The sequence below is a fragment of the Virgibacillus sp. NKC19-16 genome (assembly GCF_021560035.1).
Taxonomy (GTDB): Bacteria; Bacillota; Bacilli; order Bacillales; family Amphibacillaceae; genus Virgibacillus_L; species Virgibacillus_L salidurans.
Map to the genome: position 1 here is coordinate 2,609,132 of NZ_CP074373.1, position 25,676 is coordinate 2,634,807.

Annotated in this window: 24 protein-coding genes and 1 pseudogene; 7 read left to right on the forward strand and 18 right to left on the reverse strand. The window is 40.0% G+C overall.

Annotated features, from left to right (window positions below; genetic code table 11):
- Nucleotides 1-66: 66 nt before the first annotated feature.
- The 5 genes from KFZ58_RS13425 to KFZ58_RS13445 form a co-directional block, all read right to left on the reverse strand.
- Complete coding sequence (locus KFZ58_RS13425) at nucleotides 67-1,215, reverse strand: exo-beta-N-acetylmuramidase NamZ family protein (RefSeq protein ID WP_235791808.1); 1,149 nt, start codon at nucleotides 1,213-1,215, stop codon at nucleotides 67-69.
- 35 nt (nucleotides 1,216-1,250) lie between these two features.
- On the reverse strand, nucleotides 1,251-1,559 hold the full coding sequence (locus tag KFZ58_RS13430; protein WP_235791809.1) for a serine hydrolase: 309 nt from the start codon (nucleotides 1,557-1,559) through the stop codon (nucleotides 1,251-1,253).
- A 153-nt stretch (nucleotides 1,560-1,712) separates the two neighbouring features.
- On the reverse strand, nucleotides 1,713-2,573 hold the full coding sequence (locus tag KFZ58_RS13435) for a MurR/RpiR family transcriptional regulator (RefSeq protein WP_235791810.1): 861 nt from the start codon (nucleotides 2,571-2,573) through the stop codon (nucleotides 1,713-1,715).
- Nucleotides 2,574-2,577: 4 nt separating this feature from the next.
- A complete protein-coding gene (locus tag KFZ58_RS13440; protein ID WP_235791811.1) occupies nucleotides 2,578-3,555 on the reverse strand; it encodes an N-acetylglucosamine kinase in 978 nt (325 codons plus the stop codon).
- Between the two features lie 152 nt (nucleotides 3,556-3,707).
- The gene (locus tag KFZ58_RS13445; protein WP_235791812.1) at nucleotides 3,708-4,160 is read right to left on the reverse strand and encodes a flavodoxin domain-containing protein; all 453 of its coding nucleotides are present in this window, start codon (nucleotides 4,158-4,160) and stop codon (nucleotides 3,708-3,710) included.
- Between the two features lie 207 nt (nucleotides 4,161-4,367).
- Between KFZ58_RS13445 and KFZ58_RS13450 the strand changes: the two genes are divergently transcribed.
- Nucleotides 4,368-6,413 carry a thioredoxin domain-containing protein gene (locus KFZ58_RS13450; RefSeq protein ID WP_235791813.1) on the forward strand — a complete coding sequence of 682 codons (2,046 nt, stop codon included), beginning with the start codon at nucleotides 4,368-4,370 and terminating at the stop codon, nucleotides 6,411-6,413.
- Nucleotides 6,414-6,646: 233 nt separating this feature from the next.
- Here KFZ58_RS13450 and KFZ58_RS13455 read toward each other — a convergent pair whose 3' ends face one another.
- Entirely contained in the window at nucleotides 6,647-6,886 is a 240-nt protein-coding gene (locus KFZ58_RS13455) for a ferredoxin family protein (protein WP_235791814.1), read from the reverse strand.
- 539 nt (nucleotides 6,887-7,425) lie between these two features.
- Between KFZ58_RS13455 and KFZ58_RS13465 the strand changes: the two genes are divergently transcribed.
- Complete coding sequence (locus tag KFZ58_RS13465) at nucleotides 7,426-7,623, forward strand: DUF2188 domain-containing protein (RefSeq protein ID WP_235791815.1); 198 nt, start codon at nucleotides 7,426-7,428, stop codon at nucleotides 7,621-7,623.
- A 48-nt stretch (nucleotides 7,624-7,671) separates the two neighbouring features.
- On the opposite strand, the gene KFZ58_RS13470 is transcribed toward KFZ58_RS13465, so the two are convergent.
- Nucleotides 7,672-9,846, reverse strand: coding sequence for a DNA topoisomerase III (locus KFZ58_RS13470; protein ID WP_235791816.1), 2,175 nt, complete (start codon nucleotides 9,844-9,846; stop codon nucleotides 7,672-7,674).
- 439 nt (nucleotides 9,847-10,285) lie between these two features.
- Here KFZ58_RS13470 and ytaF point away from each other — a divergent pair, with 439 nt between their 5' ends.
- A complete protein-coding gene (gene ytaF / locus KFZ58_RS13475) occupies nucleotides 10,286-10,909 on the forward strand; it encodes a sporulation membrane protein YtaF (RefSeq protein ID WP_235791817.1) in 624 nt (207 codons plus the stop codon).
- Here the strand turns inward: ytaF and KFZ58_RS13480 are convergent.
- The 3 genes from KFZ58_RS13480 to speG form a co-directional block, all read right to left on the reverse strand.
- Nucleotides 10,904-11,695 carry an SDR family oxidoreductase gene (locus KFZ58_RS13480; RefSeq protein WP_235794746.1) on the reverse strand — a complete coding sequence of 264 codons (792 nt, stop codon included), beginning with the start codon at nucleotides 11,693-11,695 and terminating at the stop codon, nucleotides 10,904-10,906. The genes ytaF and KFZ58_RS13480 overlap by 6 nt on opposite strands.
- 268 nt (nucleotides 11,696-11,963) lie before the next feature.
- Nucleotides 11,964-12,860: an AEC family transporter gene (locus KFZ58_RS13485; protein WP_235791818.1), complete on the reverse strand. Its 897-nt coding sequence runs from the start codon at nucleotides 12,858-12,860 to the stop codon at nucleotides 11,964-11,966.
- A 13-nt stretch (nucleotides 12,861-12,873) separates the two neighbouring features.
- Nucleotides 12,874-13,389 carry a spermidine N1-acetyltransferase gene (speG, locus tag KFZ58_RS13490; protein ID WP_235791819.1) on the reverse strand — a complete coding sequence of 172 codons (516 nt, stop codon included), beginning with the start codon at nucleotides 13,387-13,389 and terminating at the stop codon, nucleotides 12,874-12,876.
- Between the two features lie 466 nt (nucleotides 13,390-13,855).
- Here speG and KFZ58_RS13495 point away from each other — a divergent pair, with 466 nt between their 5' ends.
- Nucleotides 13,856-14,710, forward strand: coding sequence for a CvfB family protein (locus KFZ58_RS13495; RefSeq protein ID WP_235791820.1), 855 nt, complete (start codon nucleotides 13,856-13,858; stop codon nucleotides 14,708-14,710).
- Nucleotides 14,711-14,761: 51 nt separating this feature from the next.
- Here KFZ58_RS13495 and KFZ58_RS13500 read toward each other — a convergent pair whose 3' ends face one another.
- Complete coding sequence (locus tag KFZ58_RS13500) at nucleotides 14,762-15,049, reverse strand: hypothetical protein (protein ID WP_235791821.1); 288 nt, start codon at nucleotides 15,047-15,049, stop codon at nucleotides 14,762-14,764.
- 174 nt (nucleotides 15,050-15,223) lie between these two features.
- On the opposite strand from KFZ58_RS13500, the gene KFZ58_RS13505 reads away from it, so the two are divergent.
- Nucleotides 15,224-16,426 (forward strand): dicarboxylate/amino acid:cation symporter, encoded by a 1,203-nt coding sequence (locus KFZ58_RS13505; protein ID WP_235791822.1) that lies wholly within the window; start codon nucleotides 15,224-15,226, stop codon nucleotides 16,424-16,426.
- Nucleotides 16,427-16,456: 30 nt separating this feature from the next.
- Here KFZ58_RS13505 and KFZ58_RS13510 read toward each other — a convergent pair whose 3' ends face one another.
- Together KFZ58_RS13510 and KFZ58_RS13515 are read right to left on the reverse strand one after the other, a co-directional pair.
- A complete protein-coding gene (locus KFZ58_RS13510; RefSeq protein WP_235791823.1) occupies nucleotides 16,457-16,651 on the reverse strand; it encodes a YwbE family protein in 195 nt (64 codons plus the stop codon).
- Nucleotides 16,652-16,671: 20 nt separating this feature from the next.
- The gene (locus KFZ58_RS13515; protein ID WP_235791824.1) at nucleotides 16,672-16,899 is read right to left on the reverse strand and encodes a DUF2164 domain-containing protein; all 228 of its coding nucleotides are present in this window, start codon (nucleotides 16,897-16,899) and stop codon (nucleotides 16,672-16,674) included.
- Nucleotides 16,900-17,121: 222 nt separating this feature from the next.
- Here KFZ58_RS13515 and KFZ58_RS13520 point away from each other — a divergent pair, with 222 nt between their 5' ends.
- Together KFZ58_RS13520 and KFZ58_RS13525 are read left to right on the forward strand one after the other, a co-directional pair.
- Nucleotides 17,122-18,381: a SulP family inorganic anion transporter gene (locus KFZ58_RS13520; protein ID WP_235791825.1), complete on the forward strand. Its 1,260-nt coding sequence runs from the start codon at nucleotides 17,122-17,124 to the stop codon at nucleotides 18,379-18,381.
- 139 nt (nucleotides 18,382-18,520) lie between these two features.
- Nucleotides 18,521-20,218, forward strand: a complete 1,698-nt coding sequence (locus tag KFZ58_RS13525; RefSeq protein ID WP_235791826.1) for a M3 family oligoendopeptidase — start codon at nucleotides 18,521-18,523, stop codon at nucleotides 20,216-20,218.
- Between the two features lie 157 nt (nucleotides 20,219-20,375).
- Here the strand turns inward: KFZ58_RS13525 and KFZ58_RS13530 are convergent, their stop codons facing one another.
- The 5 genes and pseudogenes from KFZ58_RS13530 to KFZ58_RS13550 all read right to left on the reverse strand — a co-directional run bounded on the left by KFZ58_RS13530 (nucleotide 20,376) and on the right by KFZ58_RS13550 (nucleotide 25,655).
- A complete protein-coding gene (locus KFZ58_RS13530; protein WP_235791827.1) occupies nucleotides 20,376-21,134 on the reverse strand; it encodes an ABC transporter permease in 759 nt (252 codons plus the stop codon).
- Nucleotides 21,127-22,058: pseudogene (locus KFZ58_RS13535) on the reverse strand (ABC transporter ATP-binding protein). The gene KFZ58_RS13530 and the pseudogene KFZ58_RS13535 overlap by 8 nt, the downstream one beginning before the upstream one ends.
- Before the next feature lie 82 nt (nucleotides 22,059-22,140).
- A complete protein-coding gene (locus KFZ58_RS13540; RefSeq protein WP_235791828.1) occupies nucleotides 22,141-22,824 on the reverse strand; it encodes a response regulator transcription factor in 684 nt (227 codons plus the stop codon).
- Complete coding sequence (locus KFZ58_RS13545) at nucleotides 22,821-23,735, reverse strand: sensor histidine kinase (protein ID WP_235791829.1); 915 nt, start codon at nucleotides 23,733-23,735, stop codon at nucleotides 22,821-22,823. Before KFZ58_RS13545 ends, KFZ58_RS13540 begins: the two co-directional genes overlap by 4 nt.
- A 372-nt stretch (nucleotides 23,736-24,107) precedes the next feature.
- On the reverse strand, nucleotides 24,108-25,655 hold the full coding sequence (locus KFZ58_RS13550) for a Na+/H+ antiporter NhaC family protein (protein ID WP_235791830.1): 1,548 nt from the start codon (nucleotides 25,653-25,655) through the stop codon (nucleotides 24,108-24,110).
- Between the last annotated feature and the right edge of the window lie 21 nt (nucleotides 25,656-25,676).

Consider the following 25,676-nt stretch of genomic DNA (forward strand, 5'->3'; position numbering starts at 1 on the left):
ATTCTCCCCCTCACTTATTTATTAAATCTATCAAACACACAACCTAGCTATTCATCATCACCCCCTTTATGTATATAGCAGATAAGGCTCTCTGCGTTTTCGAAAACCAGAAGCATATTCTTGCCATTCTTGACTTATCTCTGAAACTAACCTGCCCTGGTTAAATTCGTGTCGGTATCTTGAAGTCCCCCATATCAGATCAACGAAATAATCATCTTCTGTTTTAATCCAATCGAAGTCATTTGGATACAACCGTCTGGCTTGATCAATGATATGAAGTCCAATTTCTGTGGGTCTGACAAGCCTTTGATCGATTACATGGATCTGCACTCCCTCAACCGTTACATTCTTATGCTTGGAAAGCGTGGGTTTAAACATAACCGGACGAAAAGTTATACCAGGAATATCAAGTATATTCAAAGCATCCGACCACTCCTCCCCATTAATCCACGGAGCTCCTATCCACTGGAAAGGCATCGTGGTTCCCCTGCCTTCTGACAAGTTGGTTCCTTCAATAAAAGCTGTTCCAGGGTAAAGTATAGATGTCTCAAAAGTTGGGATATTCTGGGATGGAGGAACCCAATCAAGTTTTGTATCAGAAAAATACCATTCCCTTCGCCACCCTTCTAATTTAACGATATTCAGTTCCACATCCAGATTATTCTCATATTTATACAATATCGCCAGCTCGCCGATTGTCATACCATGCCGGATAGGTAGATCATAGTCTCCAACAAACGATCTATAGCGTTCGTCAACCCCTCCTCCTTCTATCAGCGTCCCTCCGAGTGGATTCGGTCGATCTAATATGACGAGGGGAATGCCTGCTTGATTGGCTGTTTCCATTACGTTAAACATCGTCGAAATATATGTATAAAATCTGGCACCTACATCCTGAAACTCCATTATTAAAACATCGATATCTTCCAATAGATCGACATCCATGCTTCTCTTTTCTCCATATAAACTTTCAATTTCAATACCCGTCTTTTTATCCACTTCACGAGAAATGTGCTCCCCTGCTCTCCCCACACCGTAAAAACCGTGCTCTGGTGCAAACAATTTTGTTACGTTTGCACCACCCGCAATCAATCGGTCTATTGTTCTATCAAAAATTTTATTAACACCAGTATAGTTGGTTACAACCCCAATTCTTGCTCCCTTCCATAAGGCTTTGTACGAATCTTTGAATGCGTTTTCATTACCTAATTTCATTGTTCATTATTCCTCCTCTCAGAAATAATTTATATTTAGGTCAAAACACTTGCAATTCGGCCTTGTTCTAATAGAGTCAATACAAGTGGTATTGTAACAACTACTTTCGTTAACGAGGCACAATCAAAAATAGTCTCCTCATCAACTAAATAGTTTTCGTAACTATCCACTTTATAACCGCTAACAAAACTATTAACTATATAGTTCCCACGTCCTATCATCACCGCAGCACCAGGGATATTTTTGATTTCTATTTCACGAGATAAAATCGCAAAAGCATTCTTTAATCTTTGTTCATCCATGCCAGCCTTGGTTGGCGATATTTTGTACAGGCCTTGATTCATAAGACCCTCCTAATATTTCCCTATATAATAACGCTTACAAACAATACTTAGTACCTATACAGGTTTATAGTAATTATAAGTCTGTTAAATTATTTTGTCGATTGCATTTTATTTTTTTGTTATAAAATTTCACTCTTTTTAAAATACGCTTCACTAGCTCTTATCCCGCAAAAACGAAATAGCCTCTCTCGTCTCATCCAAATGCTTAATCGTTTCATCGTATTCTTTGGACGCTAGACACATTAATAAAATATCAATCACATGCAGCTGTGCGATCCGTGAAGATGTTGCTCCGCTTCGAAAGGTCGCCTCCCTCGCCGCAGAAGTATATAATTGAATATCAGAAATCTGATTAACTTGTGAATTCCCATATTTTGTTATACTAATGGTTGTAGCGTTTTTATGCTTTGCAAGCTGTAATAGTTTTACCGCCTCCTGGGTGTTACCTGAAAAAGATATCCCAACAACGACATCATCTGGGCCTTTATTTGCGATGGCAGTTGCAGCAATATGTACATCCGAAAATGAAAACACATTTTTATTGATTCGCATAAATTTCTGCTCCGCATCTCTTGCGGCAATATATGATGCACCAAACCCGATGAATAGTATTGATTTTGCATTGGTTAATGCAGTAACAGCTTGTTCCAGGTTTTTAATACTCATAATATCTACTGTTTCTCTTAATGTTTGAATCGTATTCGATGTGACCTTATCGATAATATTTTTATAATCTTCATTTCGCTCGATATCACGGTATTCTTCAACTGTTTCAACCCGCAGATCACCGGCAACGCGTATTTTTAATTCCTGAAATCCGCTGAATCCTAAAGATTTACACAAACGGATTACTGCTGCACTGCTTGTTTGACTTTTTTCCCCGAGGCTTAATGCAGTTAGTAAAATAGACTCCTCAGGATTATTCAAAATATAGGTGGCTATTTTCTGCTCAGAGGGTGGTAAGCTGTTGATCATCTCCTTCAGAATAACGAGCCCGCCTTTTGTATGGGGCATATGATCACCTCTTCCTATTTATTGTTTTACGAATAGTATCGATAATTGCTTCATCCACATCGACACCCTGCATTAAATAGGCCCCTATGATTGAACCACCAACTGGAGGCATCTCTGGTAACACCACTTTCATAGCAGGGTACATTCGCAAATCTTCTTTAATTAACCTGGGCAGGATGTTTTTTTCCTGAAAAACACCTCCACATAAAACAACTTCTACTTTTTCTTCCACGTAAAAGAGTTTTTCATATAATGCTTTTATACTTAACGTGGTTTCTTTTACAGCCTCAGCTATAATTCCTTCAGCTATTGGATCATCATCTTTAAATCCTTGAAAGACAATTTCAGCAACTGGTGAAATTTCACTTTTGGAAGTAGGTGATGCGTATATTCCACGAATCAAGTCTTGCGCATTTGTAACATTAAAGTGCGCATATATCATAGGAAGAAGTATGGTTTCAGAAGCTCGCCCATCAACGGATTGTAATGCTGCCATAATTCCTTTTCTTCCAATATCATACCCGCTTCCTTCATCGCCGAATAAATAACCCCATCCACCAACACGGTGATGTTCTAAATTGCTATTTATGCCATATGTAATGGAGCCTGTACCCGCAATTTGTACAATCCCCGGTGCTCCATATGATCCTGAATATAAAGCGTTAATGGCGTCGGCCTCGATTTGGATTGGTATGTTATTTTCTATTAATGGTTCGATTGTTTCTTGTAAAACTTTTTTATTCGTTGCATTCCCTGCACCGGAAACTCCGGCGAATACGGACAATATATTGCTAAAATGCGGGGGTGCTTGCTGTCTCAGGGAATGAAACAATGTTTGAAATGTGTGTTGAAGTTCCTTTTTCGAGACAACATTTGGATTGGTTGGCCCAACTGTTTCCTGCGCTACTACCTTCCCTTTCATATCCACAATTACAGCTTTCGTTTTTGTTCCACCACCATCAATACCTATTACATAGTTCATCTTTACTAATCATCCCTTTGGAGTCATTTGCTACTACTGGTTACTCTCTAGAATATATAATATTATGTTAATAAACAAGTATTTTCTTAAAATTAAATTTTATCAATAAAAAAACTAAGCCGTATAAGCTTAGTTTTTTATTCCCCATAATCTTAAGCTGTCTCCCCAACCAATCCAACTACCACATCCACAAATTGTTCACAATGAACAATATCCTCTCGATCCGGCTCCAAGTCAACTTTTAACTGTTTCGGTGGTGCCGCGCCTAAATTATTCAAATGATCGGCCAACAGGTCAACTGCTCCCCCATACGTATCGTAAAAGGAATCGGCAGAGCCAAACACGCCGAAAACCCTTCCTGTTATATCCACATCTTCAAGCTCCTCGTAGAAATCTTCTACTTCATATGGGAGATCACCGTCATCCCATGTGTGGGTACCAATCAACACGGCATCATATTGCAAAAGTTCCTTCACGTCGATTGGATCAAAATCAAATGTTTTGGTAACGACTTCGTGTTGATGATTATTAAGATGGGCAACCATTGCCTCAGCCATCAGTTCTGTATTTCCTGTTCCGCTGGCGTAAAGCATTAAAAAATGCATAACGAATCCCTCCACTGAAAGTGAGTTATCTTACCTCTATTCTAATTGATAATGAGAATTGTTTTCAATGGATTGAACCGGTGAGATTCGTGTTGTGTGGCTGATATGTGTCAGCATTCGAATTTTTATTTGTTATGTTAATAATTATAAGGGAATTGGAAAATAGTAGATACTACAAATACAACTAATAAAAAGGTCGTGTTAAAAATGTCAAATAATTCAAATGAACATACAAACGAACTCATCCATGAAAAATCCCCCTACCTGCTTCAACACGCACATAACCCGGTTGAATGGTTTCCATGGGGAGACGAAGCCTTTACAAAAGCGAAGCAGGAAAACAAGCCGATTTTCTTATCTATAGGTTATTCGACTTGCCATTGGTGTCACGTCATGGCACACGAATCATTTGAAGACACAGAAGTAGCAAGCCTCCTCAATGAAAAGTATATATCCATCAAAGTCGATCGGGAAGAGCGCCCTGATGTGGATTCCGTATATATGAAAGTGTGTCAAATGATGACAGGGCAAGGTGGCTGGCCGCTCACGATATTCATGACACCCGACAAGGTGCCTTTTTATGCAGGGACTTATTTCCCTAAGACAAGCAAATACGGCATGCCAGGTATCATGGAAGCACTGACGCAGCTTCATGAAAAATTCACCGAAGACCCTGACCATATTGATGAGGTTACGGAAAGTGTGACTAGTGCACTTAACCGGATCGTAACAGAAAAAAGTGAAAACCGTCTGACAAAAGATGCAATTGCTCAAGCTTTTCAGCAATTAGAAAAAAATGCGGACACAACATATGGCGGATTCGGTGAGGCACCAAAATTTCCGATGCCGCAAAATTTATTATTCCTGCTTCGGCATTACCATTTTACAGGGGATGAGAATGCTTTAAAAATCGCTGAGAACACATTGACTTCCATGGCAGACGGAGGGATTTTTGACCATATTGGATTTGGCTTTTCCCGGTATTCCACAGATAAGAAATGGCTCGTTCCCCACTTTGAAAAAATGCTCTATGACAATGCGTTGTTATTGATCGCGTATACCGAATGCTATCAAATTACGAATAACCCTTTTTATAAAAAGATAGCTGAGCAAATTATTACTTTTATAAAACGAGAAATGACTAATTCGGAAGGAGCATTCTATTCAGCGATCGATGCGGACTCAGAAGGGATTGAAGGAAAATATTACGTATGGGACTATGAAGAAATATTCGACATCTTAGGCGAAGAACACGGTGAATTATATGCTTCCATTTATAATATTACGCCACAGGGTAACTTTGAGGGAAAAAATATACCCAACCTACTTGGCACGGATGTGGAAAACGAACTGGAAAACCAGGAAAAACTGGAAGCTTCACGCCAAAAACTCCTAGTAGAACGTGAAAAGCGTGTCTATCCGCATGTTGATGATAAAATTTTAACCGGCTGGAATGGGATGATGATCGCAGCACTGGCTAAGGCAGGGGCTGCTTTTGACAACAGTGATTATGTGCGACTTGCTGAGGAGACAACCGCATTTATCGAGAAAAAATTATATAAAGAGGGACGCTTAATGGCTCGCTTCCGTGATGGTGAAACGAAATATAACGCCTATATTGATGACTATGCTTTTCTACTGTGGGGATATATTGAATTATATAATGCGACTTTTAAGGCGGATTACCTGCAAAAAGCGAAGAAGGCTGCTGAGGATATGATTGACCTGTATTGGGACGAAAAAGATGGTGGATTTTATTTCAGTGGAAAAGACAGTGAGAAGTTAATTGCCAGCGATAAAGAAATCTATGATGGAGCGATCCCGTCAGGAAATAGTGTCGCAGCTGTGATGCTGACGCGTTTAGGTTTTTTAACCGGAGAAAACACATATCTCGATAAAACCGATGAAATGTATTATAGCTTCTTCGATGAGATTAACCGGATCGCTTCCGCAAGCCCGTATTTCCTGCAAAGCCTGCAGTTGACGGAAAACCCGACGAAGGAAGTTGTCATTCTGGGGGCAGAGAACGACTCGGAAAGAAAAAGACTTGTCGATCGGCTTCAAAAGGCCTTTTTGCCAAATGTTACGGTTCTTGTAGGAGAGAAACCGGAGCAGTTTTCCGAAGTCGCCCCTTTTGCGGCTGATTATAAACAAATAGACAATAAAACAACCATCTATGTATGTGAAAATTTTGCCTGTCAACAGCCAATTACAGATACAGATGAAGCATTGCGAATGATTTCAGATAAATGATTTGCGAGTGACGTTCTGAAAAAAACAGGGCGTCGCTTTTTATTTAAAAAACAATAGCAATGAATCAGAAAATGCGACATTTTTAATTTAGCCAATCTAGTAATATGAGCTATATTTATGAGAATAGAGGAGGTGAAAAGAATGAGTGTCCCTTGCCAGCAATTCTATCCGTCCCCCATTAATATAAAAAACAAGACCGCCTCCATAAAAATGAAGACAGCCTCATTTCCAATCTATCTATTTGCAAAGAATTCCTCAGCCTTTTCCAGGAAAATTTCCTGATCAGGCGTCAAATCGTATTCTTCCTCAATCGCATCAACTGGGCATACCGCTTTACATGCCGCACAATCAATACAAACATCGGGATCTATGTAAAACTGATCCTCTCCTTCTTCGATACAGTCAACCGGACATACACTGACACATTCAGCAGACTTCTCCGGCCCACATGGATCTAAAATCACAAAAGCCATCTATGGTAACCTCCCTTATATCCATTAACAAAAGATTCTACTTCTATTTAATGATACATGAGGCAAGCATTGCAAGTAAACAGCCTACTTAATTTTTTTCAAAATATAAATGATAATGCATTGCACATCCAGGGTTAAATGATACGTGACAGGAAGGACAGCTATTACCGCTCGCTAAATATTCGTTGATCGTTAGTTCCGCTTTGCATCCTCCGCATAAAATCGCCTTTTGATCAAAATCCTCTCGAGGCCACACCTGAACAGCTCCGCATCCATATTCTGCGTGGCATTGGTAGCACGGGGAATACTCCTGACAGCAATAAAATTTAATAGCAATCCTATCGTTGGACTGATGATAATGCCTGCAGCGTGTTTCTCCGTCAATTGCACCTTTAACCTGTTTTCCATGGATATCTATGCCAAACAACTCCTTTTCCTAAAAATATACGTCAATAATGAAGATTACTATTATTATATCATGTTTAGGCTTTTTTCCATTTGGGAAAACCTTAATATACAGACGAAAAGGAGTTTTTGATTTGAAAAAATATAGTGTAACACCAAATGCAGATGTATCCGGTTGGTTTGTGAAATTGGAGGATGTTGCAGCAGAAGAAGAGTACTTTTCCAAGGATGATGCCATCGCAGCTGCAGAAAAAATGGCACAAGAAAATAGTCCAAGTAAAGTAGAAATATTGGACAAGTATCATAACATAATCGAAGAGAAAACGTATTAAGAAAAAATCCCAAAAGACTGCTCAGCTTTTGGGATTTTTTCTATAGAACTATTTATTTTTCAGCTTCGCAAGTTGCTCCGCCATTGCGTTATTCTTAAACCCATCATCTTGGCTTTTTAAATATTTATTCACATCTTTTTTCGATACTTTATGCTTTTTCTCCTTTTGTTTGCGCGCCTCAAAGGTGGAGAGTTTCTCGCGATGCCCACATTTGCACATGAACATTTGCCCTTCCCCTTCGCCGCGTAATTCCATACGCTTGTGACAGTTCGGACAGCGTGCGTTCGTTTGTTTGGCAATATTTTTCTTATGCCCACAGGAACGATCCTGGCAAACAAGCATGCGACCTTTTTTATTATTAATTTCCAGCATATGCTTGCCACAATTTGGGCATTTGGTTCCAGTCATGTTGTCATGCTTGAAATTCTCATCACTATCTTTAATTTCCTGAACAACCTCACGTGCATATGTCTTCATTTCAGAAATAAAACGGTTTTTGTTCAGTTTACCTTCTGCAATAGACCCGAGTTTATCTTCCCATTCTGCTGTTAAGGCCGGGGATCTTAGGTCTTCCGGCACGAGGTTAAGCAATTGACGGCCCTTTGATGTCAGGAAAATATGCTTTCCCTTCATTTCCATGTACATCCCGTTGAAAAGTTTTTCAATGATATCCGCACGGGTTGCAACTGTTCCGAGTCCACCGGTTTTATTAATGGTACCAGCCAAATGCTTTTCATCTGAGCTCATATAGCGCACGGGATTTTCCATCGCCTGTAGTAATCCACCTTCAGTAAAACGCTCCGGCGGTTTGGTTTCCCCATTCGTCATGGAAACACGTACATTCGAAAATACATCGCCTTTCTCTATAGCTGGCAGATTCTGATCAGCCCCATCGTCCTCGTCTTCATAACGATTATTGTAGATTTCCTTCCATCCCTGTTTCTTAACGATTTTTCCTTTCGCAACAAAGCGTTCATTCTCTATTTTGGCGGTAACCTGGGTCTGTTCATACTCATACGGGTCAGAAAGTACAGCCAGGAATCGCTTCACAACAAGGTCATAAATTTTTCTTTCCTTATCATCTAATTCTTGTAAAATAACGCTCTGCTCTGTCGGGATAATCGCATGGTGATCGGAAACTTTTGCATCATCGACCACAGATTTTGGCAGCTTGATATCCTTTTTCATAATTTTACCGGCAGCTTTTGCGTATTGATCCACCCCGCATGCTTTTACGCGATCTTTCAATGTCGGTACCACGTCTGTGGAAATCACACGTGAATCGGTTCTTGGATATGTCAGCACTTTATGCTGTTCATATAGCTTTTGCATCAAAGACAAGGTTTGTTTTCCGGAATAACCGAAAATTCGGTTCGCATCCCGCTGTAGTTCCGTTAAATCATAGAGTTGCGGCGCATGTTTCTTTTTATAGGATTTATTCACGTCCACGACATCAGCAGGCTTGTTCTTCAGTTTCTCCAAAAGATTGTCTGCCCGTTCCTTGGAAAATATACGGCTATTATTTTTCCCATCTTGCCAAGTAAACGTAAATCCTTTATCTGTCTTCGCTTGGATTCCGTAAAATTTTTGCGGCTTAAATTCTTTAATTTCCTTTTCGCGTTTGGCAATCATGGCAAGTGTTGGTGTTTGAACTCTACCTGTCGATAACTGCGCATTAAATTTCGTTGTCAGTGCACGGGTTGCGTTCAAACCAACGTACCAATCCGCTTCTGAACGAGCGACCGCTGATGCGTATAAATTTTCATATTTCTTACCTGGTTTCAATTGCTTAAATCCATCACGAATCGCTTTATCGGTAACGGATGAAATCCATAGACGTTTGACCGGTTTATTTGTTCTGGCTTTTTCTAAAATCCAGCGCGCAACAAGTTCACCTTCGCGCCCGGCGTCTGTCGCGATTACGACTTCGCCCACATCCTTACGATTAAGCTGTGTTTTCACTGCATTAAACTGCTTTCCAGTTTTCTTAATTACAACTAGATTTAACTGATCTGGCAACATCGGCAAGTCATCGAGTTTCCATGTTTTATATTTTTCATCATAGACTTCAGGATCGGCCAATGTAACTAAATGACCGAGCGCCCATGTCACAATATAGTTTGATCCTTCCATATAGCCATTGCCTTTTTGATTGCATTTTAAGACGCGGGCAATATCACGGCCAACAGAAGGCTTTTCTGCTAGTACGACTGTTTTACTCATCTTGGAAAATCCTTTCTCTTGTAAAAAAACTCCTATTGCTACTTTACCACAAAATGTGGCTTCTTTCAGGAGGAGTTGTTTTGCTGTATGAGTCGTGGGGCTGACGCTCGAGTTAAGTGGAGTAGCGCTCGGCTTGGGGATGCTGGTGCGTGAGTGAGCGCGAGAGTGAATCACTCGAGCGACCGGAGCTTCTACTCGAGCTGGAACGTGGTACATACGAGTGTCAGCGATATTTTTAAGGTCTGGTGCTTGAGCTGAGGGGATGGCGCTCGACCCTGAGAGGCTGCTGCTCGACCTGAAGAGTATGGCGCTCGACCTGGCGAGCTGTGCATCATCACCTCTCCATCCAGTCATCGAATTCCTTCCGTCTATGTCCACGCACAACCTATTACGCCTTTCCATAGAATGTATATAGAAATATCGCAAAGGAATTGGTAGTATGCTTTTTTATACTGGATTATTTTTCTTAGTTATTGCTGTAAGCTTGGATGGGTTCGGGGTAGGTGTCACATACGGTATACGAAAAATTCGTGTCCCGCTTCTTGCCTTACTTATTATCATGTTATGTTCCGGTGTCATCGTATTACTGGCAATGACAACCGGAAATGTACTTCGTTCGTTTATTTCGCCAGATAGTGCACAAGTGCTTGGTGGCATTATCTTAATTTTACTAGGCAGCTTTTCTTTATACAATATTATTCGGCCAAAACAGGAGTCCTCGGCCTCCATGGAGGATCCAAGGGGCAATAAACAGAACATCTTCACAACCATTCTTACAACTCCGGACAAAGCGGACCTTGATCAATCTGGAATTATTACGCCCAATGAAGCTGTCCTGCTTGGTGCTGCGCTTGCCCTGGATGCGTTTGGGGCCGGAATCGGCGCATCTATGCTTGGCTATTCTCCTGTCATCACTGCTGTTCTTATCGCATTTATGAGTGGATTATTTGTTTTCCTAGGCATTCAAACAGGTATGCTTTTAGCTAAAAATAAATACATGCAACAACTGACATATGTTCCGCCCGTCTTGTTAATTGCCCTTGGGATGTTTAATATTTTATAACGCTTTAACCAGTCCACCATCAACGACCAATGACTGACCTGTTATATAGGTGTTCGCACCAGAGGCAAGAAATACAATCACTTTGGCAAATTCTTGCGGTTGCCCGTAACGTTTCATTGGAATTTCCTCCTCTGCTGCCTTTTTGATTTCCTCATCAGATAAATCTTGCTGGTCTGCTTTCGTTTTGTTTAATTCTGTGATCCGATCCGTTTCAATAGTTCCCGGCCCAACAGTATTAATTAAAATATTATCTGCACTTAGTTCCTGTGACAGGGATTTTGCCAGTCCGACAATCCCTGGACGCATTGTATTGGAAAGGACCAGATTATCAAGTGTCTGCTTCATCGACGAAGAAGCCAGGTTAACAATATGTCCTCGGCTTTGTTCTTTCATATATGGGATCACTTCTCGCGTTGTTCGAATAAAGCTAAGTAGATTCAGTTCAAATGCATGATACCAGTCGTCATCATCCAATGTTAAAAACTTCCCGGCTGGAGGTCCACCTGCATTGTTGATCAGTACATCAACCGTGCCACTGGATTCCACAACCTTTTCTACCACCTGTTTAATATCGCTTGAATTTTTCATATCACAAACCGTAAAATCCACGTTGCTGTTGCCCGTTTCCTCCTTTATTTCCTCAGCCGTTTGTTTTAAAGCCTCTTCATTTCGACTGCTGATTAGAACATGCGCTCCTTCACGTGCAAATTCTGTTGCAACAGCCTTTCCCAATCCTTTACTTGCGGCCGTAACAATAACCGATTTCCCTTTTAAATGTAGGTCTATTATAAACACTCCTTTTTACTATAAAAATATCCGAAATCTACCCCTATCATTATAAAAAGGAAGATTTCGGATTTTGCCAATAAATATTTTCGGATCATAGTTTTATAGCATCGAGATAATCCAACCTATTACAACAATTGCACCGATCACCATTAAAATAGTACGTAACATAACGTTCATCCTTTCATGAAGAAAACATTCATTTCTTCGTTGATTATATACTTACTCATACCATACCCATAACCAAAAAGATGAAAACATTCCTTACTTATATAATATTCAATAAGACCGTAACAGATACTATACTTACAAGTGTTGCAACAAGTGTAATACTTGAAACCAGTTCAGGTTCTGTATCAAATTCAATGGCATACATGGTGGTCGTTGCTGCAGTCGGCATGGCTGAAATAATAACGATAACCGCGCCAATAATTGGATCCACATCAACAAAATAAATAAAGCCAAACCCAATCAGTGGAGAGATCACCATTTTCAAAATCACTGAAGAAGTAATGACCTGCCAATTGAGATTGATCGATGTAATGGATGCCAGCTGCATGCCAAGCATGATCATCATAACCGGGATTGCTGCATCCCCAACCATCGCTATCGTCGAATGAACAGATTCAGGCAGGGGACCCCAAGAGAAATACTGAAAAATAAACGCCAGTATCGCTGCATAGGTCGTCGGCATCTTTAGCACATTTTTAAACGCACGTTTCATGCCACTTGTACTGCGAGATGCATAATATATTCCAAAAAAATTATTCATTAATGATTGCACGATCATAATAAATACAGCATAAGGCAACGCTGCATTCCCTACACTAAACAAAACAACAGGGAGACCGTAATTTCCTGAATTCATAAAGCCTGTCGACAAAATAGCCGCACTTTCGATGGAAGGCTGCCAGTTTAATAGTTTGGCAAGAATCTTATTCAAGAGAACCATGAGGAAAAATAAAACAAACATAAAAATAACAATAACCATATAGCCTCTATCAAAGTCAGCGTCATACAGCGAACTAAAAACAAGTGCGGGACTCAAAATATATAATGTTACTGTCGAAACAGATTTCACATCCATAATTCGAATCCGTTGCAAAATAAAACCCGCAGCAAACACTGCGATAATCGGTAAAATAACATTTAAAAATAAACTCATGATGCCATCTCCATTAACTCATGCTAAAATAATCTTCCTGGAACATACACATGATTACTGCATTATGATAAGCCCCATTTACAAAATACTCATCTTTTAATTCTGCTTCAACCTGAAAGCCAGCCTTTTTATAAATATGAATGGCTTTTTCATTGATTTGATCAACAACCAAATACAGCTTATGCAAATTTAGTGTGGCAAAAGCATAATTCATCGCCAAACGTGTGGCGCGACCTGCATAGCCGTTTCCTTGCTGCGCGGGATCTATCATAATTGTAAACTCCGCTTTCCGATGAATCGGATCGATCGCAACTAATTCCACCAAGCCAAGTTTTTCATTCCCTTTTTTCAAAATGAAGCGCCTCTCATGCGGATTGGAAATATTTTTATCATATAAATCCTTAAGCTCTGCAAGAGACTTATAGGCTTCTGCAAACCAGTAGGACATGATATCTGCATTATTATTTAACGTATGGATAAATTCCAAGTCTTCCTTTTCCAGTGTGCGTAACCCAATTTGCTCATCCATTGATTGAACCTCCTAACCGTTTCTTTATTTATAATAGCACAATCAAACGAACTTCCTCAAAACAACTATCTCTATTAGAGCAGCTTTATCTAAAAAAGATTTGTGATAAAACTTGACAAGTCTTCATTTGTGTGAGATGATATTCAAGTTAACAAACGAAGTAGCAAATAAGTATTTCTGGCATTCTACGTAATGTTTTTCAAGATGCTTATTCACACTGGCGCGACTAAGGGGTCGCAAGGACGTAAGAGCAGGTTAGGGCTTACGTTGCTTAAGTTAGGAAACACCCAGTGGAACATGTACCGCGGTAAAGTGAAATTCGACAAATGAAATTTCCCACCCGAAATAAATCGGGATTAATTAAAATTCAAATAGACTTATGTGTTACTTTAGAAATCAAAGGGGTACTCTTATAGTAAGGGTGCCCCTTTTCCAATACATATATGTAAGAAAGAAGGTTAAACAAATGACTCAATTACCCATTGGAACGATCCAAACAATGCTTGTATTACGCAAAATTGATACAGGATACGTTTTGAAAAAGGATACGGAAGAAGCACTACTGCATCACAATGAAACAGAAAATGAGCTTGAAATTGATCAGGAAATTGACGTTTTTTTGTACAACGATAAAAAAGGTCAAGTGATCGCAACAACGAAATTGCCGAGCATTGTTATGGACTCGTATGGTTGGACAGAAGTTACCGAGGTAATACCTAAATTAGGCGCATTCGTCTCCATTGGCATTGCAAAAGACATGCTCGTTTCCGTGGATGATCTTCCATTATTTGAAGCTGTATGGCCAAATATCGGTGACAAACTTTTTGTCACACTGGGAAAAGATCAAAAAGGACGCCTACTTGCAATCCCTGCAACGGAAGGAATTATGGCAAGAGAAATCGAAGCAGCAACGGAAGAATTGCTGAACCAACCGATCAAGGGGACTGTTTATCACACAAGCCGAGAAGGTTCTGCGATAATGACCGAAGAATCGTATCGGGGATTTATCCATCACACCGAACGAAAAGAAGAACCCCGTCTGGGAGAGTTGGTACAGGGGCGTGTAATCGAGGTAAAAGAAGATGGTACACTAAATGTTTCCCTACGGCCGCTTAAACAGCACAGTATGGGAGAAGATGCGGACGCCATATTGGCGCACATCGAGGAAAGCGGCGGGCAAATTCCTTTTGATGACAAAAGCGACCCGGAAGATATTCGCGGGACGTTTCATATCAGTAAGGCAGCCTTCAAACGCGCACTTGGTAAACTGATGAAAGAAGGGAAGATTAAGCAGCGTGATGGGAGCACTTATCTAAAATAACGCAACTTAAAGGCCACAGAAATAATTCTGTGGCCTTCCCCGTTCTCTTAGTTACGCTTTTGAATCTTGTGCATAGGCATCCATAATGGAAGTGATGACAAACCCAATAGCCGCCGCAAATAGAGCTGCAATTCCCCATCCGCCGAAGCCTGCTCCCATAATTTCTACTTTTCCGATGATCGGAGCAATTAACACAAGCAATAGCCCAACCACAGCTACATAGACGCTTGGATAGTAACGTACATGTGATTCTTTCTTAGAAGCATTCGCTAGAAATATGCTAATGACAAGCACTACTGCTGTTAAAATACCACCAATAGTAAAGACTGATTGTATCATCATTTTCACCTCATATTATATGTATCATTTACTATATTCTACAATTGTATGCGTTTAAAGTCAATTTATACTAAGTAAATTTACTTATAACTTTTGCAGTTTAAGATATTGTAATTTTCAAATATATACATGAATAGAATAATGATACATCCATAGAAAGGAGGAAAAATGACCATGAAAAAGAATTTTATTTGGCAAATTGTGGGGGCCTTTATTCTCGCCATCATCGTCGGTTTAATTTTTGGAGAGAGAGCAGGCTATGTTCAACCGCTTGGGGATTTATTTCTACGTCTTATCCAATTTATCATTATTCCATTAATCCTATCAACGATCATTGTTGGAATTACAAGTGCTGGTGACATCAAAAAGCTGAGCCGCTTGGGCGGAAAAACTATTTCCTATTATTTGGTGACAAGCTTCATCGCCATTTCCATAGGTCTGGCAGCGGGTTTCATCTTCCAACCAGGAACAGGGATTGATATTACCATGGAGGAAGGAGCCGCCGCGCCAAATGAGACGGAAGGAGTTGTCCAGACATTACTAAATATAATCCCAACCAATCCCATCGAAGCTTTATCGACTGGTAATGTATTACAAATCATCTTCTTCGCCATCTTCTTAGGGATCGGTATCACCCTGGTTGGGGAAAAAGCTGCACCCGTCCAGCGATTTTTTGATGGATTGGCAGAAGTTATGTATAAAATCACCGGTCTGATTATGGTACTTGTCCCAATCGGGATATTTGGATTACTGGCACCAATCGTTGGAGAATATGGACTATCCGTTTTACTGCCGCTTCTCAAATTAATTTTCGCTGTTCTTGTTGCGTGTATCATTCATGCCGGAGTGGTTTATTCGTCAGCTGTAAAAACATTTGGCAAAATAAGTCCGCTTACATTTTTCAAAGGGATTTTCCCTGCAGCAGTCGTAGCATTCAGTACGAGTAGTAGTTCTGGAACCCTGCCAATCACGATGAAGAACACACAGGAAAATTTAGGTGTATCCAAAGAAACAAGTAGCTTTGGCCTCCCATTAGGCGCAACCATCAATATGGATGGAACCGCCATTTATTTAGGTGTTGCTGTTTTATTTATAGCACAATACTTTAACGCGGAGCTCTCACTAGCACAAATCTTGACAGTCGCATTGCTTGCAACACTTGCTTCCATCGGAACAGCAGGGGTACCTGGAGCAGGATTAATTATGCTAACAATGGTGCTAGGTGCAGTGAATTTGCCGCTTGAAGGTATTGCACTCATCGCCGGGGTCGATCGGATCCTTGACATGATGCGTACTTCTGTAAACATCATGGGCGATGCATCCGCAGCTGTAGTTGTCGATGCATCCGAAAGAAAGCGGGAAGAACCAGCTTCATAGAGATGTTCGTTCATACGAAATAGTCTGAAGCTATTTCGTATGAACCCTCCCCACTTGTCCATCTTCTAATCGAACCTTAATTCCATGTGGGTGAAATTTAGAATTTGTAAGCAATTCTTTTACCACACCACGCGTTGTCTTACCTGTTCGTTGATCTTTTTTCAATACGATATCCACTTCTAATCCAGGATAAATATTCTCGCGATGTCTCCCATCAACAGCCATGCTTCAAATCTCCTTAAATCCTATTTTTGGATCTCAAATATATCATCAAGTTTTTCTGTCATATGTGCATGACTATCCTCAACTCCCTTATTATAAAACACTGGCGCCAGTTCTTCCATGAAAAACTCTAGTACTAACATCGCAGCCAAATCACCAATTTGCTCATCACGTTCTTTTTCGAAATACCCTTGAATAGCTCCGACTAGTTTCTCCTTTTCCTGCTTCGTTAATTCAAATTTTGGTTTCATTTCACTCCCCCCTATTCTTGTATTCCATTATAGCATTTTGAAGAAGACCTATTTGAGAAATAAAGAATATCACTGTTCGGTCTGGAACCGAACAGTGACAGGCACGCCCCGGAATTTGTCGAATGCTTTCTTTCTTCTCCAGAATTTTCAATCAGAATAAATCCCACCCCCACAAAATATAGTACAAGTATAGGCTAAACGATCAAGGAGGCTTTTCATTCTATGATGTACAAATTATTTCCCGGGTTAAAACAACTTGTACACTACAATAAGCATAATTTAACAGGTGACATCACCTCGGGAATGACTGTTGCGGTTTTGTTAATTCCTCAAAGTATGGCATATGCCATCATAGCGGGGGTTCCCGTATCCCTTGGTTTATTTGCAGCCACCTTTCCACTAATTGTCTATGCGTTAGTTGGAGGTTCTAAATATTTATCCGTGGGCCCGGTGTCCATCGTCTCTCTTTTAGCATTCTCTGGTATCACTGGTATTGTACAAGCTGATTCTTCTCGATTTATAGAGCTGATGATTATCCTTACGTTACTTGTTGGTGCGATTCAACTTGTTTTGGGCTTTGTAAAAGTTGGATCCTTTTTCGACTATGTCTCTTACTCTGTGATTAATGGATTTATATCTGCAGCTGCAATCATTATCGCTTTAAATCAAGTCAAATCTATCATGGGGGTCTCCTTACCTAGCTATGAGAATCTTATTTCCTATGGGAGGGAAATCATGAATCACCTTCCTGAAGCAAATATTTATACAGTTGCGATTGCTTTAGGAAGTATCTTTCTTTTACTGGGCATTAAAAAAATGTCTCCCGCCATTCCTGGAGCATTTATCGTTATTATCGCATCGGTTATGAGCGTGGATTATTTTGATTTAAACGAAAAGGGTGTGGCTATCGTAGGGAGCATTCCGCAATCATTACCTACTCTTTCTTTTCATATTCCTACACTTGATCTCATTCTAGTATTATTTCCGATCGCTTTTATGATTTCGTTTATATCCTTTGTTGAGTCCTATGCCGTTGCAAAACAGTTAGCGAATAAAGATAACGATCGTCTCGACCCAAATCAGGAATTACGCGGATTAGGACTAGCTAATGTGACCAGTTCATTTGTTGGTTCCATCCCGGTAGCCGGAGCTATATCCAGAACAGCGGTAAACCATCAATCAGGTGCGAAAACTAACTTTTCCCTGCTTGTGACAGCATTGTTCATGCTCCTAGCTATACTGTATTTAACCCCATTATTCTATTATTTACCAAAAGCAACACTTGCAGCGATTATCATTATTGCTGTCTTGAAGCTGATTAATTTTAAACAATTGATATCCTATTTTAAAACCAAAATCTCTGATGCTATGATTTTCCTTACTACCTTTATAGCCACATTAATGATTGATATCTTTCTCGGACTGATAATAGGTATTTCCCTCTCAATCGTCATTACATTGATGAAGCGTGAAAAGCAGTAAAGAGAAGCTCTCACTGTTCGGTTCCATACCGAACAGTGACAGGCACCACCCGTTTTTTGTCATATTTTGTCGAATAACAGTACAAGGCAGGATTTTTGCTTCTGATGGCGTATAATATTATGTACAAGGGAGGATTAATATGAAAACATTCGAGGAGTTTACATACGAACGACCGAATATGGAAGAAGAGAAGAACAAATTCAACGTATTACTGGACGATTTAACCGGTGCCCAATCGGCTGAGGAAGCAACAAATGCTGTTGAGGCGATTAATGCATTTCGCCAGAGACTATCAACACTATTTGAGCTGGTTTTTATTCGCGCATCTATCGACACCAATGATGCATTTTACCAAAAAGAACGTGATTTCACCGATGAAATGGAACCTGAAATAACAGCGATGGATACAGCATTTTATAAGGAATTAATAAAATCCCCCTATCGTGATCAGCTTGAAAAACAATGGGGAACCCAGCTGTTCCATATTGCTGATTTTCAGATCAGAGAATTTTCGCCGGAGGTCATTGGGCTGTTGCAAAAGGAAAACAAGCTCATGTCCGAGTACTCAAAACTAGTCGCATCAGCGGAAGTGGAATTTGAAGGAAAAACCTATACACTTGCTCAGCTTGAACCATTCATGCAAGATACAGATCGCAATCGACGGAGGCAAGCTGTTGAGGCAAGCACAGGATTTTTTGAAGAAAATGCAGCCAAATCCGATGATATCTATGATCAATTGGTAAAAGTACGTCATAAAATCGCAACCACATTGGGGTATAAAAATTTTGTAGAACTTGGATATATACGCATGCAGCGTTTCGATTATAATCCTGACATGGTTGCCGTTTTCCGCAGGCAGGTGCGCGATACCATTGTGCCGATAGCTTCCAAATTATACAAAAAGCAGACAGAGCGTATTGGTGTAGACGCCTTGAAATTCCATGATGAAAATTTTCTATTCGAAAGTGGAAATGCAACACCAAAAGGATCCTCTGCATGGATTATTCAAAACGGTATAAAAATGTATGAAGAATTATCAGAAGAAACGAAGGCATTTTTTCACTATATGCTTGACCGTAACTTAATGGATCTTGAAGCAAAGAAAGGGAAAGAAGCAGGTGGATATTGCACCTATCTAGAAGCCTATCAATCTCCGTTCATTTTCGCAAATTTCAACGGAACGTCAGGTGATATCGATGTATTGACACATGAAGCAGGACACGCATTCCAAGACTATTCCAGTCGAGATATTGGTGTTCCGGAATACCTGTATCCAACCCATGAAGCGGCCGAAATCCACTCGATGAGCATGGAATTTTTCACTTGGCCTTGGATGGAATTATTCTTCAAAGAAGACACGGATAAATACAAGTACGCTCACTTATCGGAAGGACTCACGTCTATACCATACGCTGTTGCTGTTGATGAATTCCAGCATCTCATCTACGAAAATCCGGAATGGACACCAGATGAGCGCAAACAGGCCTGGAGAAAATTAGAACAAACCTACCTGCCACATCGTGATTATGATGGCAATGCTTACCTGGAAGCAGGTGCTTTCTGGCAGCGTCAAGGGCATATTTATGAAGATCCTTTCTATTATATTGATTACACACTAGCACAAATCTGCGCCTTCCAATTCTGGAAAAGATCACGTGAAAATCAGAAGGATGCTTGGGATGATTATGTAAACTTAAGTAAATTAGGCGGCTCAAAATCCTTCCTGGAACTTGTGGAGACGGCAAATCTTCGTTCCCCATTTGAAGAAGGAACGGTGGAGTCAGTCGTTGGTACGATTGAAGATTGGCTTGATTCGGTGGATGACAAAGCATTATAAGTGATTAAAACTAGCTCACAAACTCATAACTACGATAAATGAAAAGAATCCATTTTGAAAAAAGATTGATCAAAATGGATTCTTTTTCAGTAGTTTTAGATTTATTTTTATAAAAACGTATGATCATTTTCTACCCATGGTCTTCAAACGTCCTGCATCATCTCAAGTCCTCTTTCATTTTATATCTAGCGGCAATAAAGGAAAATAAAAGTATGAAAATAATCGCTACACCAGCTACGTGAATGACATCATTCATATTATTGAAATCTTTTATACTGACAATTGTGTTCACCAACATGTATGAAGACACATTTACATTACCAATAAGAGATTCCAATGCACCGACAAGCATCCCAGGGACATTTAACGCAAGGACTACCCCTATAACTAAGCTAGTAATCATGCTTCTACTGACAATCGAAATAAACAGAACCACAATTGAAAATGCCCAATGGAGTAAAAACTGACCGACTAGCAATTTTATAAAAAATCCCAAATCGCCAATAGCTGCGTTATTGAAGAAAATAGTTCTTCCGATTAGATCAGAAATAACCATCGTCACTAGCATGAACAGCGTGAATAGTCCCAGAATCAGGATTTTAGAAATGACGGAATACATCCGCGCATTATTCATGGATATATAATTCTTATAGAATCCGGAGTTATATTCACTCATATAGAAATAAACACTGAATACAGCAACATACATCAGCACCCATGACGGCGTTTGAGATAGTACTAATTGAATAAACTCACTTGCATTCATTGAGCTAACTGGTATGCCGCCTTGTTCAACAGGATATTGGCTCATCATGAATACGCCGAACAGTTGAAAAGCAGCGTAAATAAGCAACAATAAATACATAATTTTATTGTTTTTAAAGCGTTGAAGATCCATCTTGAAAATATTAATCATGGGAACCCTCCTCACTCTCAGTTCCCGTCCGCTTCAAAAAATATTGTTCCAAACTCTGCTTATGCTTCGTAATGGAATGGACAGATATTCCGTTTTCAACTAAAATCTTCGCTATTTGTTTGTTTTCAACATGTGTATCATATACATACATTGTTCGATCACTAATCACCTTGTAATTGTTGATATTCAGCCGTTCTTCCAGGAGAGGGACAGCCATTTTTACTTCGTCCACTTCTACTTCAATGCGCTCTTCGCATTTAAGCAGAAGTTCTTCTTTTGAATTAATCTCGATAATCTCTCCATTATGAAGAATCGCATATTTAGTTGCTACTTTCGACAGTTCCTCCAAAATATGGCTGGAAATAATGATGGTCATTCCCGTTTTATTCAGTTCCAAAATCAGCTTTCTGACCTCGGAAATGCCCTGTGGATCCAAGCCATTAATCGGCTCATCCAAGATCAAGACATCCGGGCTTCCCATTAACGCAACGGCAATTCCAAGTCTTTGCTTCATCCCCATGGAATAATTTTTAACCTTGGTCTTGTTTGATCTATCCAAACCAACAAGCTTCAGCACTTCATTAATATGCTTATTTCTTCCTTTTAGCCCGTAAGAAATAGCGATCAAATCCAAATTTTCATATGCGGAGTAATAAGGATACAACCCCGCATCCTCAATCAGCAAGCCCATCCGTTCAAAATAAGAATGATTATTCTTTACTGCATGATCAAATAAATGAATTTCTCCAGATGACGGATACATTAACCCCCGATCATCTTCAACAAGGTAGATTTTCCAGCTCCATTTTGGCCAATCAAACCGAAAATTTCGCCTCTCGTTATTTTGAAATCCGCCTTATACACTGCCGTCTCCGATTTGAATTGTTTGGTCAGCTGGTTAACTTCAATAATTGCATGTGTCATATTCAACGCCTCCTCCCCAAAAAGGTTAGCAAAAAGAAGCTAACAAATCGCCAAGAAAAAGTTAAGAAAGTTCAAAGAAACATTATGTACTCAGCCTGAAGCCAATTCCCCAAACAGTATCGATGTAAGCCTCTTTATCATGACGCTTGATTTTATTGCGGATGTTGCTTATATGAACAGTAATTGTCTTGTCTTCTCCGATATATAAATCGTCCCATGCAAGCTCATATAGATCCTGTTTTGTAAACACCCGGGTAGGATTTTTCACCAGGAGTTCAATAATTTTGTATTCCTGTCTTGTAAGATTCAACGCTGCATTATTGACTTTAATACTCATTGTACCGCTGTCCAGAAACAAGTTTTTATGTCTGTATTGAGAGACGGATTCGGTTTTGGAATTTCTTTTTAAATGCACGTTGATTCTCGCAAGCAATTCCTCAACTTCGAAGGGTTTCGTGACATAATCGTCGGCACCCAAATCGAATAAGTTTAATTTATGATCCAGTTTTTCCTTGGCCGATAATACAATAACCGGAGTCTCGCACTTTAATTCCGTTCTTAATTCATACATAAAGGCTTCTCCTGATAAGCCGGGAAGCATAAGATCCAATATAATAAGCTCATAAACGTGGTGAGCGGCATGCATTTTCCCCTCGCTCCCGGAATACGCCTGGGTGCATAGAAAATTCTCTTTTCGCAGCACGTCATAAATGATGTTGTTGATATGTTCATCGTCCTCGATAATAAGAATACGTTGCTGACTCATCTCATTTTCTCCTTTTCCGTTTTGTCAAAGGCCAAACTAATGCGAAATCCCTCCCCCTTCAACTCAGCATAAACATGACCATTCATTTTCTCCATAAGCGACTTTACAATAGAAAGTCCAAGTCCCGAAGAATGGTTGGTGCGCGATGGATCTTCTTTGTAAAATTGGGTGAATATCCTGGCAAAGTCGATGGATTCGCTCCGCTTTAGCAAATTGGTAAAGTGAAATAAAACCTCATTCTCCTTCTCTTCATAACGAATAGTTAAAGCACCATCTCCATGCAAAAAGTAGTTTCTTATAATGTTTTCGCACACCCGCTCAAGTGAGCTTTCATTTCCCGCAATATAAATTGATGATTCAGGGAGGATGAAGTCCGGTTCATCGCCGTTTCGTGAAAACTCATCTAAAAATGAGAACAGACGCCTTTTCAGCACATTGCTAATATCAATCGGCTCCAATTCCAAAGTGTAATCCGGGTTTTGCAATTTAGTATACAGAAACAGCTCATCCACAAGCGTGATTATTTGTTTTATTCTAGTCTGGGACAGCATGACATACTGCGTTTTTTCTTTAACGTCTTCGGATCGTTTGGCCAGTTGAAGATAACCGTCAAGTGATGTAATCGGGGTTCGTATGTCATGGGATAGGCTAACGATTGTCGCATTGATTTCTTCACTTTTTTTAATAAATTCCTGGTTCAGTTCTCTTTGATTACGAAGCAGCGTATTGCACAAATCAATCAATCGGGAAATTTCCTTAGGCTTGATTTGCGTTTGAATAAATTTGAAAGAATTATGCTTTGAAATAAAAGACAATTGATTCCCAATATCCTTTATTTGCTTCTTATAGTACAGTAAGTAAATGGTTTGGATTATTAACGCAACTGATAACAGTATTAGGGCGATAAGCATTTGTTGACTTCCCTTCTTTCCTGCATTATAAAGTTACAACGAGATTTTGAATCCGATCGACAATGCTGCCTCGCATCGTTACTAAGAGTCTTCTTATCTACTAAATAATCATGCTTAATTTCACATTCATCATCTTCAGATAGAAAAATTCGGCATTTGTCTCGTCATCTAGTATACCTATATTTTTTTAAATCCTCCATAATCTTAGGAACATTCTACACCAATTCCTCCAGCTTTTGAATAGAAAGTAAGCTCAAAAAGAATCAATCAAGATATGACATATGCTCGGTCGCTCTATACTTCCCTATTATCATAAAAAAAGAATCACACTCGTATCACCGAAGTGCGATCCCTTTTTTATGATCGTAAACCTTATCCAACGGCATTCCCTGGTATCTTCTGTCCCCATACTCGATTCAACATATATGCAAAGGCAAATAATGTTACTGCACCGACCACTAGTGCCGCTACTGCTGATCCTGTGATTCCTGCAACAAGGAAGGAAATAATTCCACTGATCCCAGCAGTGATTGCGTAGGGAAGCTGCGTATTTACATGATCAATCAGATCGCTGGATGATCCTGCCGACGAAAGAATCGTTGTATCTGAAATCGGCGAACAATGATCCCCAAACACCCCTCCACTTAGTACTGCAGCAATGGCCAAATACATCGATATATCCATCGAAGCAGCCAGCGGCATTGCTATCGGAATCATGATCGCAAACGTTCCATACGACGTGCCTGTTGTGAATGCTACAATGGCCCCCACAATAAATAGCAAGAGTGGAATGATCGCTGGCGTGGCATTTTGTTCGGCAAAATCAACAATATAGGCAGCTGTTCCAAGTTCAGATGTTACACTTCCAATCGACCATGCCAAAGCCAAAATAATATACACCAGCATCATGCTTTTGAAACCATTTATATAAATCGCTATTGCTTCTTTAAAATTAAATAATTTTTGTTGCATCCCCATACCAAGTCCGACAATTCCTGCTGCAAATGCTGCGATCAAAATGGATAGCCCTCCATCCGATTCTCCAATTGCTGTAACAAAATCATTTTCCGGAAATCCACCCGTCCATAAAAACAATGGTGGGATCAACCCGATAAGTACGACAATCGGAACAATCATATTTCGCATTTTCGGTGTTGTATTTTCATCCATCTTCACATCTGTCATGGAATCATCTGACGGCGGTTGTGCACCATCACGCAATAATTTTCCAGTTGTTCGCGCACGATACTCTGCTTGTGCCATCGGACCGAAATCCCATTTCATGAAAATAATGATGGCAACAAGAATTAGTGCCAAAATGGAGTAAAAATTAAACGGTATCGTGAAAATATACGCCATATAGGCTGAATCAGAAATGCCCAGCTCCACAAATTGTGCACCAATCAGCCCCATTACAAATACAACCCATGTAGAAACAGGACCCAGCAAACACATTGGTGCAGCCGTGGAATCAACAATGTAGGCCAGCTTTTCCCTGGAAACACGCATTTTATCCGTAACGGATCGCATCACACTTCCCACAGTAAGTGCATTAAAATAATCTTCAAAGAAAATAATGATACCAAAAAGCATGGTAGAGCCCTGCGCACCTCTAGGCGATTTTACTTTGCCGGCAATCGCAGTTGCAATCGCATGCGCACCACCTGTTTTTTGTAAAACCGCAATAAGCACCCCGAACAACCCACAATATATTAGAACGGTAGCACTCCACTCATCCCCAACATTCGGTAGGATAAAGTCACTAAACACGGCATACAACCCCATCAGTGGATTCCAGCCATGAAGCATGGTCGCCCCGAGCCAAACACCTGCAAAAAGTGCCGGGATAACATTTCGTGTCAAAAGCGCCAGCACAATCGCTATAACTGGTGGTAACAAAGACAGAATTCCAAATTCCATACTGTTCTACTCCCCCCATAT

Bases quoted from the DNA above. Each gene is read 5' to 3' on its own strand.
- KFZ58_RS13425 (WP_235791808.1), bottom strand. From the start codon at position 1,215: ATGAAATTAGGTAATGAAAACGCATTCAAAGATTCGTACAAAGCCTTA.
- KFZ58_RS13430 (WP_235791809.1), bottom strand. From the start codon at position 1,559: ATGAATCAAGGCCTGTACAAAATATCGCCAACCAAGGCTGGCATGGAT.
- KFZ58_RS13435 (WP_235791810.1), bottom strand. From the start codon at position 2,573: ATGCCCCATACAAAAGGCGGGCTCGTTATTCTGAAGGAGATGATCAAC.
- KFZ58_RS13440 (WP_235791811.1), bottom strand. From the start codon at position 3,555: ATGAACTATGTAATAGGTATTGATGGTGGTGGAACAAAAACGAAAGCT.
- KFZ58_RS13445 (WP_235791812.1), bottom strand. From the start codon at position 4,160: ATGCATTTTTTAATGCTTTACGCCAGCGGAACAGGAAATACAGAACTG.
- KFZ58_RS13450 (WP_235791813.1), top strand. From the start codon at position 4,368: ATGTCAAATAATTCAAATGAACATACAAACGAACTCATCCATGAAAAA.
- KFZ58_RS13455 (WP_235791814.1), bottom strand. From the start codon at position 6,886: ATGGCTTTTGTGATTTTAGATCCATGTGGGCCGGAGAAGTCTGCTGAA.
- KFZ58_RS13470 (WP_235791816.1), bottom strand. From the start codon at position 9,846: ATGAGTAAAACAGTCGTACTAGCAGAAAAGCCTTCTGTTGGCCGTGAT.
- ytaF (WP_235791817.1), top strand. From the start codon at position 10,286: ATGCTTTTTTATACTGGATTATTTTTCTTAGTTATTGCTGTAAGCTTG.
- KFZ58_RS13485 (WP_235791818.1), bottom strand. From the start codon at position 12,860: ATGAGTTTATTTTTAAATGTTATTTTACCGATTATCGCAGTGTTTGCT.
- speG (WP_235791819.1), bottom strand. From the start codon at position 13,389: ATGGATGAGCAAATTGGGTTACGCACACTGGAAAAGGAAGACTTGGAA.
- KFZ58_RS13495 (WP_235791820.1), top strand. From the start codon at position 13,856: ATGACTCAATTACCCATTGGAACGATCCAAACAATGCTTGTATTACGC.
- KFZ58_RS13500 (WP_235791821.1), bottom strand. From the start codon at position 15,049: ATGATACAATCAGTCTTTACTATTGGTGGTATTTTAACAGCAGTAGTG.
- KFZ58_RS13505 (WP_235791822.1), top strand. From the start codon at position 15,224: ATGAAAAAGAATTTTATTTGGCAAATTGTGGGGGCCTTTATTCTCGCC.
- KFZ58_RS13510 (WP_235791823.1), bottom strand. From the start codon at position 16,651: ATGGCTGTTGATGGGAGACATCGCGAGAATATTTATCCTGGATTAGAA.
- KFZ58_RS13515 (WP_235791824.1), bottom strand. From the start codon at position 16,899: ATGAAACCAAAATTTGAATTAACGAAGCAGGAAAAGGAGAAACTAGTC.
- KFZ58_RS13520 (WP_235791825.1), top strand. From the start codon at position 17,122: ATGATGTACAAATTATTTCCCGGGTTAAAACAACTTGTACACTACAAT.
- KFZ58_RS13525 (WP_235791826.1), top strand. From the start codon at position 18,521: ATGAAAACATTCGAGGAGTTTACATACGAACGACCGAATATGGAAGAA.
- KFZ58_RS13530 (WP_235791827.1), bottom strand. From the start codon at position 21,134: ATGATTAATATTTTCAAGATGGATCTTCAACGCTTTAAAAACAATAAA.
- KFZ58_RS13540 (WP_235791828.1), bottom strand. From the start codon at position 22,824: ATGAGTCAGCAACGTATTCTTATTATCGAGGACGATGAACATATCAAC.
- KFZ58_RS13545 (WP_235791829.1), bottom strand. From the start codon at position 23,735: ATGCTTATCGCCCTAATACTGTTATCAGTTGCGTTAATAATCCAAACC.
- KFZ58_RS13550 (WP_235791830.1), bottom strand. From the start codon at position 25,655: ATGGAATTTGGAATTCTGTCTTTGTTACCACCAGTTATAGCGATTGTG.